Here is a 16,827-nt window from a genome sequence, read left to right on the forward strand (position 1 = left end):
CATAATATATTTGAAATCAATGTTTTACTGATAATTATATAAGTCGTTTTTTTAATCCTATAACAGAAAACACTCTTTTTAAAAGTAACTTTGACTTAGCATTTTATTTCAAAAAACAAGTTCCATATGATTTACACCATTATACAAGTAATTTTAATTTCTATTGGGGCGACGTCGGCTATGACTTTGTTTAGTTATGTTATATCGAAGAATTTTAGAGAATTGTATAAAGAACCTGTTTTATTGAGTTTTGCTATAAAAAAAACAAACATCAGCCTTTCCGAAGAATCTCAGAAAACTTGGGGCTGGCTGATACATTACATTATTGGTTTTCTATTTGTTATGGGATATCATATAGTATGGGTAAAGAATATATTACCAGTTTCTCCACTCAATGCTCTCCTACTAGGAGTTATCAGTGGTGTAATTGGCATACTCAGCTGGATTATCATATTTAAAATGACCGATCATCAACCCCCAATTGATTTTAAAGGTTATTATATTCAGCTGTTCTTTGCCCATATTATTTTTGCTGTCACAGCAACGACGCTTTACTCTATATCATTAACCACTTTAATTCTTTTGAAAACTTATGTCACTGTCTAAATACCATCAAAAAAGAGATTTTAAACAAACCCGTGAACCAAAAGGAAAAGTTGAAAAATCGATAAACGAATTGATTTTTGTCGTGCAGAAACATGCTGCATCGCATCTTCATTATGATTTCAGGCTAGAAATGGATGGTGTTTTAAAAAGCTGGGCAGTGCCAAAAGGTCCGTCAATGGATCCTGATGTAAAACGTCTCGCCATGATGGTCGAAGATCACCCTTACAGTTATAAAGATTTTGAAGGCACAATTCCAGAAGGAAACTATGGCGCTGGAAATGTAATTGTTTGGGATAATGGAACCTATACTTCGGATGAAAAAACAGCTTCTGACGAAAAACAATTATTAAGCGATTTAGAAAAAGGACGTTTGAGTTTTGTTCTAAAAGGCAAAAAACTGAAAGGCGAATTTTCTCTAGTGAAACTTCACGGAAAACAAGAAAATGCCTGGCTTTTAATCAAGAAAAATGACAAATATGCTTCTACTGAAGATATTTTAGAAAAAAATAAATCGGTTATTTCTAAAAGAAGTTTAGAACAGCTAATACAAAAATCTGAAAAACAGGCTTCAAAAACAGAAGAAAAAACGGTTGAGAAAAAAGCTGTAAAAAAAAAGACCAATCCAAAAACCGAAAAAGCTGAATTTCTAAAACCCATGCTAGCCAGCGTACGAGAAAAACCTTTTGAGGATGATGAATGGGTTTTCGAAAATAAATACGATGGCTATAGGACGATTGCTGTCATTAATGCGCAGCAGGTAGATCTATTCAGCAGAAATCAGCTTTCTTTTACTGAAAATTTCAAACCAATCGCCGAAGAATTACAACAAATAGATCATAATGTAGTTTTGGATGGCGAAGTTGTGGTAGAAAATGATGCTGGCAAAGCCGATTTCCAGCTGCTTCAAAACTATATGAAAACCGGAATCGGAAATCTTAAATATTATGTTTTTGATTTATTGAATTTGGATGGAAATCTGATTACCGAATTATCGCTTCTGGAACGAAAAGAACTGCTGAAAATTCTCTTCAATAAATATTCTTTTTCAAATGTTTTTTATGCTGAACATACCGTTGGCGACGGAATACAACAATTTGAAAAAGCGGTTAAAAACAAAACAGAAGGAATCATTGCCAAAAAATCTGATAGCACTTATACTGTAAATAGAAGAAGTTCCAACTGGCTTAAAATAAAAACCGCCAATGAAGAAGAAGCAATTATTATTGGAATCACAGAACCTAAAAATTCGAGAAAGTATTTTGGCGCTCTTTTACTTGGCCAATATGATGGCAAAAAGCTCCATTATATTGGCAAATGCGGAACTGGCTTTACAGAAGCAATCCTTAAAGAATTATACACTAAACTAAAACCGCATTTTATTGAAAAATCTCCGCTTGATGAAAAAGTTCCTTTGCGCGACCCGATTCAATGGGTAAAACCAAAAGTCGTCTGTCAGGTAAAATTTTCAGAATGGACGCAAGATCAACATTTGAGGCATCCGGTTTATCTCGGAATAAGGATTGATAAAAAGGCCGATGAAGTTAATTTTAATGGCAATGAGAATGGAAATAACAATAGCAATAAAGATTCTAATTTAATTGAAATGGGACATTTAAATAAACACAAAGCCGAAAATGATTATGATCTAAAAATTGGTAAAACGACTTTGCATCTCACTAATCAGAATAAAATTTATTTTCCAAAAGATAAGATTACAAAAGGCGATATTGTGCACTATTATAATGAAGTTTCAGAACTGATTTTGCTCTATTTAAAAGATCGACCAGAGTCGATGAATCGTTTCCCGAACGGAATTGATTCTCCAAGTTTTTATCAGAAAGATGTTGATGTTGATAAAATTCCGAAATGGCTTAAAACCAAAAAAATCTTCTCAGAATCCAACAATGCCGATATTGATTATCTAATCTGCAATAATAAAGAAACGCTGCTTTATATGGCCAATTTAGGCTGTATCGAAATGAATCCGTGGAACTCGACCATCAAACATATTCAGAATCCAGATTGGCTCGTAATTGATTTAGATCCTGCAAAAGATGATTTTAAGCAAGTGGTTCAGACGGCCTTGGTTGTAAAGGAAGTTTTAGACGAATTGGAAACCGAATGCCTCTGCAAAACTTCTGGAGCTTCTGGGCTTCATATTTACATTCCGCTTGGAGCACAATATGATTATGATTCTATAAAAATTCTGGGCGAATTGATTGCCAAAGAAGTGCAATCCAGACTTCCTGATATCACGACGGTTGATAGAAGCATCAAAAAGAGAAACAACAAATTGTATATCGATTTTTTACAAAACCGACGCGGACAAACTTTGGCGGCGCCGTATTCTGTTCGTCCAAAACCTGGCGCTACAGTTTCTACGCCTTTAGAATGGAGTGAGGTAAATGATAAACTGCATCCTTCGCAATTTACCATCAAAAATGTATTAAAGCGATTTGAGAAAAAAGGCGATTTATGGAAACCCGTTTTATCTAAAGGCGCCAATATTAAAAAGATTATTCACAAACTGGAAAATAGTCAAAACAGTTAAGACGATTTTTTCTTTTTATTTTCTAAACTTGCTTTCAGCATTTCCATTAAATCGTCGCTTTGTTTGTGTACCACTTTTAGTTTTGGAGCTGCTTTCTGTGGTTTTCCTTTTGCTTTCTTTTTAATGATCGCCAAAAGCTTGGCAGTATATTCGTCTTTAAACCCAGAAATATCAAACTTCTCTGTTAGCTGATCTATCAGTTTTTCTGCCATATCCATTTCTTTTGTTGCTTTTTTGGACATTGGCGGCAGTTTCAATTCGCTCGTACTTCTAATTTCCTGTTCAAACCGAATTCGATTTAAAACAATCACATTTTTGTACGGTTTTAAAATTGCTAGGCTTTCTTTATTTCGCAGTACAAATCTTGTAATGCCTACTTTTCCTGAAGCTTCAAGCGCATCGCGAAGCAATCCGTAGGCATTCATTGCGCCTTTATCGGGTTCTAGATAATACGGCTGTTCATAATAAATACTTTGGATTTCTTTTTCGAAAGCAAAACTTTCAATATCGATTGTTTTGGTTTTAATGGCATCTGCGGCTTCAAAATCAGAATCTTCCAGAATAATATATTTGCCTTCCAGATTATATCCTTTTACAATATTGGCGTAATCTACTTCTTTGCCCGTATTTTCATTAACACGTTTAAATTTGATATTGGCATGATCTTTTGCATCCAACATATCCATATCTAGACTGCTTTCCTCTACAGCCGAAAACATTTTTATCGGAATATTAATCAACCCAAAACTTACCGAACCTGTCCAAATCGCTCTCATGATTTTTGTTTTAAAATTGAACCTAAATTTAGTTCAATCAAAAAAGGTAAGCCTTACAAAATCAACAGATTGTTTTATATAATTGTGAATGGTTTATGGTTTATATAACCGCGTATTCCCGTGGTTGAAACCACGGGTTATATTTGAATATATATGCGTAAAGACAAAAAAATATGAGTTATGAGTTTATGCAAATAATGATGTATTCTCGTGGTTGAAACTAAGAGTTATGTTTGAATATAAGTGCATATAGGACAAAAAAAAATGAGTTATGAATCATGAGTTAGCAACACTCATAATTCATAACCCATAACTCATAACTAAAAAAAAATTACCAGCCTTTTACTGCTCCGCCTTTAAATTCTTGCTCAGCTGCTTTTTCAACTTCTGGAGATTGAAAAGCTTGTAAAAACTGTTTTACTTTTTCTTCGTTTTTATTGTCTTCACGACTTACCACCAAATTCACATAAGGCGATTCTTTATCTTCAACAAATAAAGCATCACGAGAAGGAACCAATCCTGCTGCAGAAGCGAAAGTATTGTTGATGATAGCAATTGAAACATTTTCGTCGTCTAATGCACGAGGCAATTGAGGCGCTTCCAATTCTAAAATTTTTAAGTTTTTAGGATTGCTCATAATGTCAGTTACCTTTGGCAATAAACCAACGCCATCTTTCAACTTCAATAATCCGTTTTTCTGTAAAAGCAATAAAGAACGTCCTCCGTTTGTTGGATCGTTAGGAATAATAATTGTGCTTTCATTTTTCAATTCAGAAAGGTTTTTTATTTTTTTAGAATAAGCTGCAATCGGATATACAAACGTTTTTCCGATAATAGCCAATTTGTAACCACGCTGTTTTGATTGTTCGTCTAAATACGGTTTATGCTGAAAAGCATTTGCGTCAATATCTCCCTGACTCAAAGCTTCGTTTGGAATCACATAATCGTTGAAAGAAACCAGTTCTACTTCCAAACCGTATTTTTCTTTTGCTACTTTTTTAGCCGCTTCCGCCACTTTCAATTCTGGTCCAGAAGCAACCCCTACTTTTATAAAATGAGGATCGTTATTTTTACTTTTCCCGCAATTGGATAAAACAAGCGCCAAAGCCAAAACTCCAGCTATTTTTAAAATATTTCTTTTCATAATAATTTATATCTTTTTTAAATTTTAACTTCTAACATTTCACTTTTGACTTTTGACTTTTGACTTTTGACTTTTGACTTTTGACTTTTGACTTTTGACTAAATCTTATCTATGATCGAATCGTTTTGATAATCTATCTCCCGCAAACTGAATCACGAATACTAAAATGACCAATAAAGCCAAAACCGAGTTCATTGTTACAGCATCATAACCAATATAACCGTACTGGTATCCAACTTGTCCTAAACCGCCTGCTCCAACAGCTCCACCCATTGCAGAATATCCAACAAGAGTGATTAAAGTAATTGAAGCTGCATTGATTAAAGAAGGCAAAGCTTCTGGCAATAATACTTTGTACACAATTTGCAAAGGAGTTGCTCCTAATGCTCTAGCCGCTTCAATTAATCCTGAAGGAAGACTTAACAGACTATTTTCTACCAATCGAGCAATAAATGGCGCCGCACCAATGCTCAACGGAACCAAAGCGGCACTCACACCAATTGAAGTTCCAACAATGGCACGTGTAAACGGAATCATCCAAACGATTAAAATAATGAATGGAATAGAACGAAAAACGTTTACCACTATCGATAATGTTCTGTTTAAAACTGGCTGTTCTAAAATCTGGTTTTTACGAGTTAAGAACAATAAAATTCCTGTTGGAAGTCCTAACAAAAACCCGAAAAAACCTGATACAAAAGTCATAACAATGGTTTCCCATGTTCCTTTTAACAATAAATCTATAAGAGAATCAGACATAACCTATAATTTCTGTTTTAATGTGTTTTGAATTAAAATATTGAATGGCAGCATCGTAATTTTCACGTTTTCCTGAAAGTTCGATCAGCATTACGCCAAAATTCACTTCGCCAGCCTGATCCATTTGTGCGCTAACGATTTTAAAATCGGTATCAAAAAGTCTTGAAACTTCTGAGATAACAGGTTCGTTAACCGATTTTCCTGTCATTTCCAATTTCAACAACGGATTCAGATTTCCATTATCCTCTTTTTGTAATTTATCCTGATAAACAGATGGAACTTCGATATGAAGCGAAGAAGAAATAAATTCTCTTGTCAATTCATGTTTCGGGTCGGCAAAGATTTCTCCAACACTTCCCTGCTCGATTAATTTTCCGTGACTAATAACCGCAACTTCATCACAAATAGATTTTACCACTTCCATTTGGTGCGTAATTAGTAAAACAGTAATATTAAGACGTTTGTTAATGTCCTTCAGTAAATTTAAAATCGATCTTGTTGTTGCAGGATCTAATGCACTTGTTGCTTCATCGCACAATAAAACTTTCGGATTATTGGCTAAAGTTCTTGCAATAGCAACTCTTTGCTTCTGACCACCCGAAAGACTTGCCGGATAATCGTTGGCTTTTTCTGCCAATCCAACCAATTGCAATAATTCTAAAACACGAGTTTTGATTTCGCTTTTTGAAGTTCCTGCCAATTCTAGTGGAAAAGCCACATTTTCGAAAACCGTTCTCGAAGAAAGCAGATTAAAATGCTGAAAAATCATTCCGATTTGTCTTCTTTCAATTGCCAATTCAGCATTTGATAACTGCATTAAAGCTTTTCCGTCAACGATAATTTCGCCAGAAGTTGGTCTTTCCAACAAATTCACGCAGCGAATCAGCGTACTTTTTCCTGCTCCGGAAGTTCCAATTACACCAAAAATTTTCCCTTCAGGAACCTTTAAAGAGACATCAGACAAAGCAGCGACAATTCTGTCTTTCTGATGAAAAGTTTTGGTTACATTTTTTAATTCAATCATTCTTTACAGTTTAAAAACAAAAAAGCCTTCCATTAATTAGTTGAAAGGCTTTCTTGAAATAAATTTTATCATTTTATATATTAAGCCAGATCAATAAATACCATTACAATAGCACAGCACATCATGCTGTAACGATAATAATTATTCATTTTCTGGTTATCTTTCTTCATAGCGAGTGCAAATTTAAACAGTTATTTTTAATTTTTAGCTATAAATTATCAAAACTTTTAATACCCTATCAATATAGTAGGTTATTTTAAATAAAAAAATCCAAATTCCAATTTAGCTTGGAATTTGGATTTTAAAATATTGACATTTAGAACTTAATTGTTCTGTTCTGCAATTGCCGATTTGTTCAGTTTTACCACTCTAATTTTCTTATTGGTATTATCTGATAAGAAAATACGATCATCAAGCTGTGCAGTTCCTACAATAGTTCCGAACTTATTCTCGCCAAAAATATCTGAAGCATTCAAAACCGCTTTATAATTTTTTCTGATAAATTCTTCTTTTGGATACAATCTTAAATAAGATGTGCTTCCTTCATTTTCTGTAGTTACCGCCCAATCTTTACTAAAAGAAACTGCAATTGGTTTTATGTCTACAAATTGCAATTTATCTGGTTCAATTGGAGTTGTTAGCGAATTCTTAGCATTTGCTTTAATGTTTGCAATATCATAGTACAGATAACTTTTCGCATCTCTTCCTGCAACCACAAGATTCCCACCATACACATCCATAGAATATACTTCTGTGTAGCCATTTATGGTATTTAATTTAGCGATTGGCTCTAAATTCCAATTGCTTGTCTCTGTAATCTGAGAAGTTTCAAATACTTTAATGCTTTTTTCTTTTTCCTTTACGAATATCAATCCGTCTTTTACTACAACACCAAAAACGTGTACAAAAGTCTGCCACCATTGTCCGTTTCCAACCGTACTGATTCCAGCATTTGTAGTTTCATCAAAAACAAATAATCTAGATTCTGTACTTCCAACATAAATACGACCATTGTCAACCGCAACCGAAGTCAGGCTTGTTAACGGAATTGTTGTTGTTCCTTTTGTATATTCTTTAATTGTTTTAATGTGCGCTAATGTCAGAGCATTAAATACTTCTAAAACATTTCCGTTGATAACGTATAGTTTCTCGTTTGCAACTGCGATTCCTTTCGGATCAAATGCTTCAGCACTCCCTGGAATGTTTTCTGCTGTAATCGAAGCTTCATCTGTTGGGTAATAATAACTATAGTCTTTGGTCTCATTGTCGTCTTTACTGCAATTGGTAAAAAAGCAAAGAGCAAATATCAGGGGCAAAATATTTTTCATCGTTGTTTTATATTTTAATTCCATTTTCCTTCGCCTTTGTATTTGACTAAAAATGGATTTTTCGGATTAATTTTAAACACTGGTTTTTTATAATTTCCGCTTACGTAATTTGTTTTCTCATACGTTTTCAAAACGTCCGGATCTGTAAAAGGTAGATCATTCAGATAAATTAAATACTTATAGAAATCTGTCAGCATTTCCTGTTGGCCACCGCCTTCACCACTATTTGCTAAATTACTGCTGTGGCTAAAACCGATGTGATGCGAATATTCGTGCGACCAAACCGACATTTCTCCAACCCAATGTCCCGTTACGTAACCCGATTCCCATTGCGATGCTAGATTTCCTCCGCCCCAAGCAGAATCTCCTCCAACCATTGCCATCCAAACGGTTCTTTTGTCTAGATAATTCCAATATATTTTTTCGATTTCTTCTTTAGAATAATAATCATAAACACCGTCTTTATCTTCTGCATTTCCGTGCCAGTTTAACGCACCGTTTATGCCTGTTCCAGCTGCAGCGGCTTGTTCTTGTTTGTATTTATCAAAATTGGTAAATGTGCTGTAATACATTGGATGGCTCAGCGCATAAGAATAATTGATAATCATGGTAATTGCTTCTTTTGCCAAAGCTGGATTCATAGGAAGAAATTTACCCATTTCATTAATGTGGTATCCATCATGAAACTGAACCAAATGATTTGATTTTATTTTTTTGAATTTTAGAAATAAAGGATCATCCGATTCTACTGAAAATTGAATTGCTCCAGAAGAGAATCCTTCAATTTTCTCGATCGTTACTGTATTTCCTGTTTCTAATAAATAATCGTTTGCTTTTTCTGTTAAAGGAAGTTTATGAAACGAACGATGAAAAGCTGGTATTTTAGAAAAAGTGTAAAGCACAAACTTTTTATCATAATTTGGAAGTTTCGCATAGATTTTCACATTTGTAAGTCCGACTGGAGAATACAACGAAATCTGTACAGAATCTTTTCCTTTTTGGATAACCTGAAGCGGTTCGTTTACGCGGAACCAACGGTCTGTTTTATCATACATTTTTGAAGGACTTTCATCATCTTCAAACATGGTCATTGGTTTGTTTTCTGCTGGTAAAGCTGTAGCATCAATGCTTGGCAGATAATTTGGCTTGTACGAATCTCCGTCGTCACTACAACCAAAAATAATACTTGCCAATAGGGCAAATACAAAAAAGTGAGTGTTTTTTCTCATCAGTATGTCAGTAGGTTTGGGGTTAAAAATATGGTGCAAAACTATAAATATGATTTTTAAAAACAAGTATATTGCAAGAAAAATATGAAGTATAAGTTTACTAATTGTGAATTTTGTATACTTACACTATACTTTTAAATTACTTAATACTTTGATTTTCAAATATCTTATATTATTTTTTTCTTTTGTTTTTTTGAATAAAGATTGATATACAATCCTAATATAACGAAGATAACACCGAGTAAAGTATATAAAGTCAAAGGTTCATTGACAACAAAATAGGCGATTAAAAATCCGAATATCGGACATAGAAAAAGCCAATACGAAGCTTTTACTGGATCTATCTTTAAAAGATACAGCCAAAACTGAATGGCTCCAATGGAGACAGCAATTGCTAACCACGCGGTCGAAAACCAAAAATCGGCATTAAAAGTATTTTTATCCGATTCGTAAGTCAATCCTAAAGCTGGAAGCAGAAATAGTGCTCCAATTATGGTCTGCCAGCCGTTTATGGTTAAAATGTGTAATCCGTTCCATTCTTGTTTGGAGTAATAAATAGTTCCAAGTGAATAAGCAATCATGCTGACAATTAAAATGAGTATTCCGCCGGGAGTTGCAAAGCTGCTTTGTAATAAGGGATAGGCCGCAAAAAAAACACCCGAAAAACAAAACACTAAACTGATTACACTTTTAAAATTGATTTTATGAGATAACCAAACTGCAGAAATCAAAACAATAAAAACCGGATTAGTTGCTACTGCTAAACTCCCTAAACCAGCGGATACTTTTTGCATGGCAATAACATACAACCCCAAATAAAAAGTGATGTTCAGCAGACCATAAATGCTGATTTGAATCCACTCTTTTTTTTGAGGCAGGCGTTTTGCCATTATAATATGTGAAATTACAAGCATGATACTTCCTGCAATTAAAAATCTAAAAATAGAAATCACAAAAGGCTGTGCAGAATGAAGTCCAATTTTTGTGGCTGTTGAGGCAGATGCCCACAAAAAAGCGAAAATAATTCCAATAAAAATTACTTTCCATTCTTTTAATTGACTTAAAATTGGAAACTTTTTTTCTTTAATCATTATAAAATAAATGAATCTGTTTAAGAAAAATTAAGTGTTTCTATTTCGCTTAAATCAGCATTGAATTTGACAAAGCTGGCAGGAAATCCAGATTTTATTTTTCCAACTCTATCTTGAATACCAATAGCAGAAGCGACTCTTGTAGAAGCCATTTTTATTGCTTCATCAGCCGAAACATTCAGATGATTGTAAGCATTTTGCACTGCTTCTGCCATTGAAATTGTTGCTCCCGCCAGATTGCCATCTTCATTTCTGTAAAAACCATTTTCTAAATGAGCGTCAAAATTATCCCATTTAAAATTTTCTACTTTTCGTCCTAAAAACGTTGCATCACTTATTAGAAAGAATTTGTCTTTTTTTAATTTGTATGCCACTTTTGCAGCAGCATAATCGCAATGTGCGCCGTCTAGAATAACTGGAGCATAAACATCTTCGTTTTCAAAAACGGCTCCAACCAAACCTGGTTCGCGATGTCCAAACTGTGTCATGGCATTAAACAAATGTGTTACCAGATTGATTCCTTTTGCAAAGTAAGGTTGTGCTTCTTTGTGCGAAATAGTCGAATGTCCGATTGAAATAGTAATTCCGCTTTCAATCAGCTTATTTAATTGTTCTTCTGTAAAACATTCTGGAGCAATTGTAATTACTTTGATGATATCTTTTCCTTTTTCGATAATTTCATCCAATTCTTCATCGGTTGGTTTTCTAACCTGATCAATACTATGCGCGCCGCGTCGCAATGGGTTTAAAAATGGTCCTTCCAAATGCATTCCGATAACGCCATTATTGTGTTTTTTCATGTAAGAACGAACCGCTTCAATTCCTTCTAAAATGGTTTCTTTTGAAGAAGATATCAAGCAAGGTAAGACATGCGTTGTGCCGTATTTAAGGCTTGCATCATAAATATCCTGAATCGTTTCTTCGTTTGGAGTCTGGCTGAAATAGAGTCTTTCTCCTCCATTGATCTGAATATCTATAAATCCTGCCGAAAGATGATTTCCTCCCAAGTCAATTTTTTCCAAATCATTTGGGATTTCTTTTTGCACTGAAATAACTTTTCCGTTTTCAATAATTACCACTCCATTTTCAATTATTTCATCGCCTGTATGCACAACAGCATTTACAATCGCTTGTTTCATGTTTTAATTTATTTCTTTATAATTTTACTGCTAATTGAAGTCTTTGCATCATTTACATTTAAGAGATAAATGCCCTGTGGCTGATCTGCTAATGAAAATGAAATTTCTTTTTCGTTCAAATTTACAGAGGTAGATCGGATTAATTTTCCAGATAAATCAAATAATTTAATACTTGCAGTTCCAGAAGCATTATTTATATTAATTTTTAAAAGATCTTTTACTTCAACTGCATTTTTTGCTGATAAAGAACTGGGAGGCAAAAAAGTATTTTCTCCGTTTTTATAATAAATCTTGATTGTTCTGTTTCTTATCTAAAATGCATACTCTCTTCCCGTGATTGAATTGCGGATAATCGGAAGAAACGAATTTTAATTATTTTCTAGATATTCCTGTAATATTTGTGTACAGCACCATTCCTGTCTTGGCAAATGAAATGGTCCTTTATAAAGATTCCCTTTTGCGGTTTGCGCTACGCTGCCATCTCTGTGCAAATAGCCAAACCATTCGCCATTTTCTTTATCATGAAATTTACTGTACGAGTAATCGTGAATCATTTTATGCCATTTTGCATATTTCTCATTTCCTGTCATGGTATAAGCCAGTAAGGTTGCAATAATCACTTCATTATGTGGCCACCAGAATTTCATATCCTGCCAATATTCCTGAACAGGATTTCCATAAACATCAAGGAAATATAGAATTCCTCCGTGTTCTTTATCCCAGCCACGTTCCCACATATAATCGAGCATTTTACAGCCTAGTTCAATTAAATGCGGATCGTTATTTCTGTATTTTGCTTCATGCAGAATAAACCACGCGCCTTCTATCGCATGTCCAGGATTTAATGTTCTTCCGTCAATATGATCAATTATAGAACCGTCTGGGGCAACTTGTTCCATCACACATTTTATATCGTGCTTTACGAAGTCATTTTCGATTTCGGCTATCCATTTCATAATCCATTCATCACAACGCGAGTCGCCAATATTTTCTCTTAATTGTTGTGCTGTATTGATCATAATCATTGGAGAACCAATTCCTTTTGAAGGTCTTACATTCGTATATTTTGGTTCTAATAAACCTGGAGTTGTGGTGTATTTGATACATTCTCCAAAAAGATGACGTGCTTGTTCTGCGGCCGCTTCATCTCCGCTCGCTTTTGCGTAAGCACTCAAAGCAATTACTGCAAAAGTTTCAGAAAAATAATAACGGCGTTTGCGTATCGGACTTCCATCTTGTGTGACATGAAAAAACATTCTTCCGTCTGTATCAAAACAATGTTTGTTTAAAAAATCAATTCCAGATTTTGCACCGTCAAGCCATTCTTGTTTTGGTTCGATTGTGTTGTAAAGTGTAGACAGAAGCCATGAAGTACGCCCTTGAAACCAAACTGATTTATCGGTATCTATTAAATCTCCAGTTTGGTTCCGCATCAGTAAGTAACCACCATGCTTAGTATCTATTGAACGCGGAAACCAAAATGGAACTGTATTATTTAATAATTGGTTCTGATAAAACTCTTTTAATTCTATTAAATCAGTTTTTGAATAGCTCATTTTAATATATGTTTTTACACCTGAAATTCGATTCAGGTTCTGTTATGTTGATAGGTGAAATCGCTTTAGATGTAAATTTTATTCATCTAAAGGAAAATATATATAGAGAAAGATGCTTTCTAGTTTTGGTGCACAGAATCCAGTTCCAGCCTAAAAGTGGAGCATGGAAGACTGGCTTCGTTTACCAGATTTGCTGTTGTGAAAGGTTTATAGGCGTATAAAATTTCTTTTATTTTCTGGTCTTTCGGAATGCTAATCTGCACTTGATCTTTTACAATTATTGCTTTACTTTCAATCCGAATTCCTTTATCGGTTACTAATTCAAATCCGATTACTTCTTTTTTATCTGCTGTAAATAGTTGTTTTGCATTTGAAAAAGAAACTAGAATAACATTTCCTTTTTGAATGGCTTTTATTGGTATTGGTCCTTCGGCAGTTATCTTTTTTCCGTACGTATATTTTAAAGCCAATAATGCCAATCGATCTCCGATGGGTTCTTTTTTTATCGGATGCACATTGGTTTCGTCGCCAAAATCCATACTGACTGCCATCGCACTATTTGGAATCTTTTTCTGAATTCTATTTTGTACATCTCTAAACAATGCCCAAGACGGACGGTTTATGCTTGATAGCTGCACAAAATAAAACGGTAATGAAATTCCCCATGCTTTCCGCCAGCTTTTGACCAATTCTGGCAATAAATGTTCGTAGAGTTCTATATTATGCGCATTGCTTTCTCCTTGGTACCATAAAAATCCTTTAATTGGAAATTCGGTAAACTGAGAAACTCCAGCTTCATAATTGTAACAAGGATCGTAAGGATGACGCTGTTTTGGATTTACAGCATTTTTTAAATTTTCGTCAGCACGAGATCGAACCCAAGGCATTAAAAAATCAGATTTTCGCCAGTTGGTCAATACATCCACTTCTTTATCATCATGTTCTAAAGTATATCGATCGATCCAAGATTCGATTGGAGAACCGCCAACCGCAACTTGAACTAAACCAATTGGCACATTTTCTTCCTGAACAATATTTTGTCCAAAATAATACGCCACTGCCGAAAAATCTTTGGTACTTATTGAATCACAAATTTTCCAGTTTCCTGAGAAGTATTTTAATTGATTTGTTTTTTCTAAAGTGAGAGAATCCCAAGCTTTTTCATCAGTTTCCTGAATAACTTCAAAATTGAATAATCGGAGTTTTGTATTTGTTGCAGCTTTTTTTAATTCGGAAATTCCGTTTTCTGCTTTTTTCAAAGGAAAAGCCATATTCGATTGTCCCGAACAAAACCAGACATCTCCAATTAGAATATTTTTTAAAGTGATATTTTGATTGGAAGTTGAAATCGAAATCTGCTGTATTTCTCCCGATTTCATAGCAGGAAAAACAGCTTTCCATTTTCCGTATTCATTAGCTGAAACTGTTATTTTTTGCTTATCAAAACTCACTTCCACTTTTTCTCCTCCGTTTGCATTTCCATAAATTACAATCGGCAGATTTCGCTGTAAAACCATATTATCCGTAAAAACAGCAGGCAATTTTAATCCGCCAAAATCTTGCGTAACATTCTCGTAAACGGTTTGTGCTAGTATCTTTGCTCCTTCTTTTGTTGGATGTAAGGCATCTGGAAAAAGATCTGGACGTGAATATAATTTTTCGTGAAGGTCAATTAAATGGACTTTATTTGCTTTAGCAATTTCATTAATATGTTCCTGAATCTGCCAAAACCAATCTCGTGTTCCCGATTTAAAACGAGGATGTTCATTGAAAATCGGAGTCATACGACAGATAAAGATTTTTACATTCGGATTCTGTTTTCTTAATGCATCAATCAGCCAAGAATAATCGGCATTAAAATCGTCTTTGTAATTCGGCCAATTTCTCGGATCGGTATCATTTAGTCCCAAATGGATAATCGCAATATCCGGCTGATAGGCAATGGCATCAGAGCATTCTTTAGTTTTATAATAAGGTTTACTTCCTTTTTTTAAAAGAGTGGCACCGCTGTAACCAAAATTTTTCACTTCATATTGACTTCCCATCAAAACCTGCAATTGCGAAGGATACGATTCTGATTTCGGATTGGCCAAAAGATAGCCAGCTGTAACAGAATCTCCAATACAAGCTACTTTTATAGCAGTCTGCTGCGCATTCATTCCTAAATTAAATAGGAAAATGAATGCTGTTATGAGCAGTAGTAAATTTCGTTTTTGTGTTCTCATTCTTCTTTACATTGTACTAAAATTGAGGTGTTATGAGCCGAGCGAAACGGCATAGCTCCGCCCGGGCTTATAAAACCAAAAAAGCAACTAACAATCTAATTTTAAAAAAAGGTGACTTTGACTTAAGCTCCTTCGAAATCATTTACTTTAGGACGCAAAAAGCTAATTTGCGTGATAAGGGCAATCAGGACGATACCGGCCATCAAAGAAAAACCATAACCCAAATTACCAGCATCGGCTGATTTCCCTAATAAGGAGGTGACCAATGCGCCACAGCCAACCCCCGTCATATTTAAAATACCATAAGCCGTCGCCCGATATTTTGAAGAAACAAATTGACAGATTATGGGCATATTATTTGCGTCAAACATTCCGTATCCTATACCAAAACACAGAACTGCGCCAACCACGTGAAACAACGAATGCCCAAATCCGATCAATAGTAATGCAGGAATGGTCAAGCTTAAACCAATCGCGCTGGTATAAATTCTTCCTTTTATATTTTTTTGAACCCATTTATCTGATAAAATTCCACCGAACACAACTCCCAATAAAGAAGAAAATGAAATTGTAATGGTTGCCAAAGGTCCAGCCTGATCCATAGAAATTCCTAAATTGTCCGAGAATAGTGTTGGAAGCCAGTTTTTAGTTGCCCATCCCGGTAAACTTATTATCGCAAAATAGAACAGAATTACCCAAAAAGAAATATTGGTAAATAGTAACGCCAGACCTTTTAGCAAAGGAGCTTTTTCATGGGTTTTGTTGAATTCGGGATCAAAAATCTTTGTCTTTTTCTCGTACAAAAAGAAAACCAAAATAACCGAATAAACTACTCCAATAATTCCGAAATGATGAAAAGTTGAATGCCAAGAATAGCGTGCCGCAATTGTAGCCCCAAAACCTCCCAAAGCAGAACCTACATAAAGTCCTGTCATGTGAATACCAATGGCAAGCGATCTTGTTTTCTGCTGATGATAATCGGCAATTAAAGACAATCCTGCTGGAATGTATAACGCTTCGCTCACGCCCATAATGGCTCTTAACCAATAAATCTCATCGTAAGTTTTGGCATATCCCATTGCATACGTTACAGCAGACCAAACGAATAAACTCCCGATGATCAACCATTTTCTATTTAATTTATCAGCTATAATTCCAGACACTGGGCTCATTAAAGCATAAATCCAAAGAAAAACAGCCATCAGACGCCCAAAATTTTCTCCTGAAACTAATTCCGGAATGTCACTTTCCATGGATGGTCTCATGGTTGCGAGCATCTGCCTGTCCATGTAGTTTAATAAAGCTACAATCCAAAGTAACGCGACTACGAGCCAAGGATAATATTTAGAGTTTTTCATTTTGGTTTTGGTTGATTTTTGGTTTGGTTTTTATTAGACTT

14 protein-coding genes are annotated in these 16,827 nt (G+C 34.7%); 2 read left to right on the forward strand and 12 right to left on the reverse strand.

Annotation, left to right across the window (positions count from 1 at the left end; all coding sequences use genetic code 11):
* The first annotated feature begins 126 nt into the window (after nt 1-126).
* Together OZP10_RS02970 and ligD are read left to right on the forward strand one after the other, a co-directional pair.
* Nucleotides 127-606 (forward strand): hypothetical protein, encoded by a 480-nt coding sequence (locus tag OZP10_RS02970; protein WP_281633451.1) that lies wholly within the window; start codon nt 127-129, stop codon nt 604-606.
* Nucleotides 593-3,157, forward strand: a complete 2,565-nt coding sequence (gene ligD / locus OZP10_RS02975; RefSeq protein ID WP_281633452.1) for a DNA ligase D — start codon at nt 593-595, stop codon at nt 3,155-3,157. The genes OZP10_RS02970 and ligD overlap by 14 nt, the downstream gene beginning before the upstream one ends.
* On the opposite strand, the gene ku is transcribed toward ligD, so the two are convergent.
* From ku to OZP10_RS03035, 12 genes are all read right to left on the reverse strand, one after another.
* Nucleotides 3,154-3,933 (reverse strand): non-homologous end joining protein Ku, encoded by a 780-nt coding sequence (gene ku / locus OZP10_RS02980; protein ID WP_281633453.1) that lies wholly within the window; start codon nt 3,931-3,933, stop codon nt 3,154-3,156. The genes ligD and ku overlap by 4 nt on opposite strands.
* A gap of 331 nt (nt 3,934-4,264) precedes the next feature.
* Entirely contained in the window at nt 4,265-5,077 is an 813-nt protein-coding gene (metQ, locus tag OZP10_RS02985) for a methionine ABC transporter substrate-binding lipoprotein MetQ (protein WP_281633454.1), read from the reverse strand.
* A gap of 105 nt (nt 5,078-5,182) precedes the next feature.
* Nucleotides 5,183-5,836, reverse strand: a complete 654-nt coding sequence (locus OZP10_RS02990; protein WP_281633455.1) for a methionine ABC transporter permease MetI — start codon at nt 5,834-5,836, stop codon at nt 5,183-5,185.
* Nucleotides 5,829-6,860 carry a methionine ABC transporter ATP-binding protein MetN gene (metN, locus tag OZP10_RS02995; RefSeq protein ID WP_111375784.1) on the reverse strand — a complete coding sequence of 344 codons (1,032 nt, stop codon included), beginning with the start codon at nt 6,858-6,860 and terminating at the stop codon, nt 5,829-5,831. Before metN ends, OZP10_RS02990 begins: the two co-directional genes overlap by 8 nt.
* A 323-nt stretch (nt 6,861-7,183) precedes the next feature.
* Nucleotides 7,184-8,188 carry an NHL repeat-containing protein gene (locus OZP10_RS03000; protein WP_281633456.1) on the reverse strand — a complete coding sequence of 335 codons (1,005 nt, stop codon included), beginning with the start codon at nt 8,186-8,188 and terminating at the stop codon, nt 7,184-7,186.
* A 14-nt stretch (nt 8,189-8,202) separates the two neighbouring features.
* Nucleotides 8,203-9,417, reverse strand: a complete 1,215-nt coding sequence (locus tag OZP10_RS03005) for a hypothetical protein (protein ID WP_281633457.1) — start codon at nt 9,415-9,417, stop codon at nt 8,203-8,205.
* A 167-nt stretch (nt 9,418-9,584) separates the two neighbouring features.
* Complete coding sequence (locus tag OZP10_RS03010; RefSeq protein WP_281633458.1) at nt 9,585-10,508, reverse strand: DMT family transporter; 924 nt, start codon at nt 10,506-10,508, stop codon at nt 9,585-9,587.
* A gap of 20 nt (nt 10,509-10,528) precedes the next feature.
* Nucleotides 10,529-11,647 carry an N-acetylglucosamine-6-phosphate deacetylase gene (gene nagA, locus OZP10_RS03015; RefSeq protein WP_281633459.1) on the reverse strand — a complete coding sequence of 373 codons (1,119 nt, stop codon included), beginning with the start codon at nt 11,645-11,647 and terminating at the stop codon, nt 10,529-10,531.
* An 8-nt stretch (nt 11,648-11,655) separates the two neighbouring features.
* Entirely contained in the window at nt 11,656-11,907 is a 252-nt protein-coding gene (locus OZP10_RS03020) for a T9SS type A sorting domain-containing protein (protein ID WP_281633460.1), read from the reverse strand.
* A gap of 108 nt (nt 11,908-12,015) precedes the next feature.
* Entirely contained in the window at nt 12,016-13,203 is a 1,188-nt protein-coding gene (locus OZP10_RS03025) for an AGE family epimerase/isomerase (protein ID WP_281633461.1), read from the reverse strand.
* Nucleotides 13,204-13,322: 119 nt separating this feature from the next.
* A complete protein-coding gene (locus tag OZP10_RS03030) occupies nt 13,323-15,428 on the reverse strand; it encodes a GDSL-type esterase/lipase family protein (RefSeq protein ID WP_281633462.1) in 2,106 nt (701 codons plus the stop codon).
* 122 nt (nt 15,429-15,550) lie between these two features.
* Entirely contained in the window at nt 15,551-16,786 is a 1,236-nt protein-coding gene (locus OZP10_RS03035) for an MFS transporter (protein WP_281633463.1), read from the reverse strand.
* Nucleotides 16,787-16,827 lie beyond the last annotated feature (41 nt).

Source organism: Flavobacterium luteolum (genome assembly GCF_027111275.1).
Classification (GTDB): Bacteria; Bacteroidota; Bacteroidia; order Flavobacteriales; family Flavobacteriaceae; genus Flavobacterium; species Flavobacterium luteolum.

Bases quoted from the DNA above. Each gene is read 5' to 3' on its own strand.
- OZP10_RS02970 (WP_281633451.1), top strand. From the start codon at position 127: ATGATTTACACCATTATACAAGTAATTTTAATTTCTATTGGGGCGACG.
- ligD (WP_281633452.1), top strand. From the start codon at position 593: ATGTCACTGTCTAAATACCATCAAAAAAGAGATTTTAAACAAACCCGT.
- ku (WP_281633453.1), bottom strand. From the start codon at position 3,933: ATGAGAGCGATTTGGACAGGTTCGGTAAGTTTTGGGTTGATTAATATT.
- metQ (WP_281633454.1), bottom strand. From the start codon at position 5,077: ATGAAAAGAAATATTTTAAAAATAGCTGGAGTTTTGGCTTTGGCGCTT.
- OZP10_RS02990 (WP_281633455.1), bottom strand. From the start codon at position 5,836: ATGTCTGATTCTCTTATAGATTTATTGTTAAAAGGAACATGGGAAACC.
- metN (WP_111375784.1), bottom strand. From the start codon at position 6,860: ATGATTGAATTAAAAAATGTAACCAAAACTTTTCATCAGAAAGACAGA.
- OZP10_RS03000 (WP_281633456.1), bottom strand. From the start codon at position 8,188: ATGAAAAATATTTTGCCCCTGATATTTGCTCTTTGCTTTTTTACCAAT.
- OZP10_RS03005 (WP_281633457.1), bottom strand. From the start codon at position 9,417: ATGAGAAAAAACACTCACTTTTTTGTATTTGCCCTATTGGCAAGTATT.
- OZP10_RS03010 (WP_281633458.1), bottom strand. From the start codon at position 10,508: ATGATTAAAGAAAAAAAGTTTCCAATTTTAAGTCAATTAAAAGAATGG.
- nagA (WP_281633459.1), bottom strand. From the start codon at position 11,647: ATGAAACAAGCGATTGTAAATGCTGTTGTGCATACAGGCGATGAAATA.
- OZP10_RS03025 (WP_281633461.1), bottom strand. From the start codon at position 13,203: ATGAGCTATTCAAAAACTGATTTAATAGAATTAAAAGAGTTTTATCAG.
- OZP10_RS03030 (WP_281633462.1), bottom strand. From the start codon at position 15,428: ATGAGAACACAAAAACGAAATTTACTACTGCTCATAACAGCATTCATT.
- OZP10_RS03035 (WP_281633463.1), bottom strand. From the start codon at position 16,786: ATGAAAAACTCTAAATATTATCCTTGGCTCGTAGTCGCGTTACTTTGG.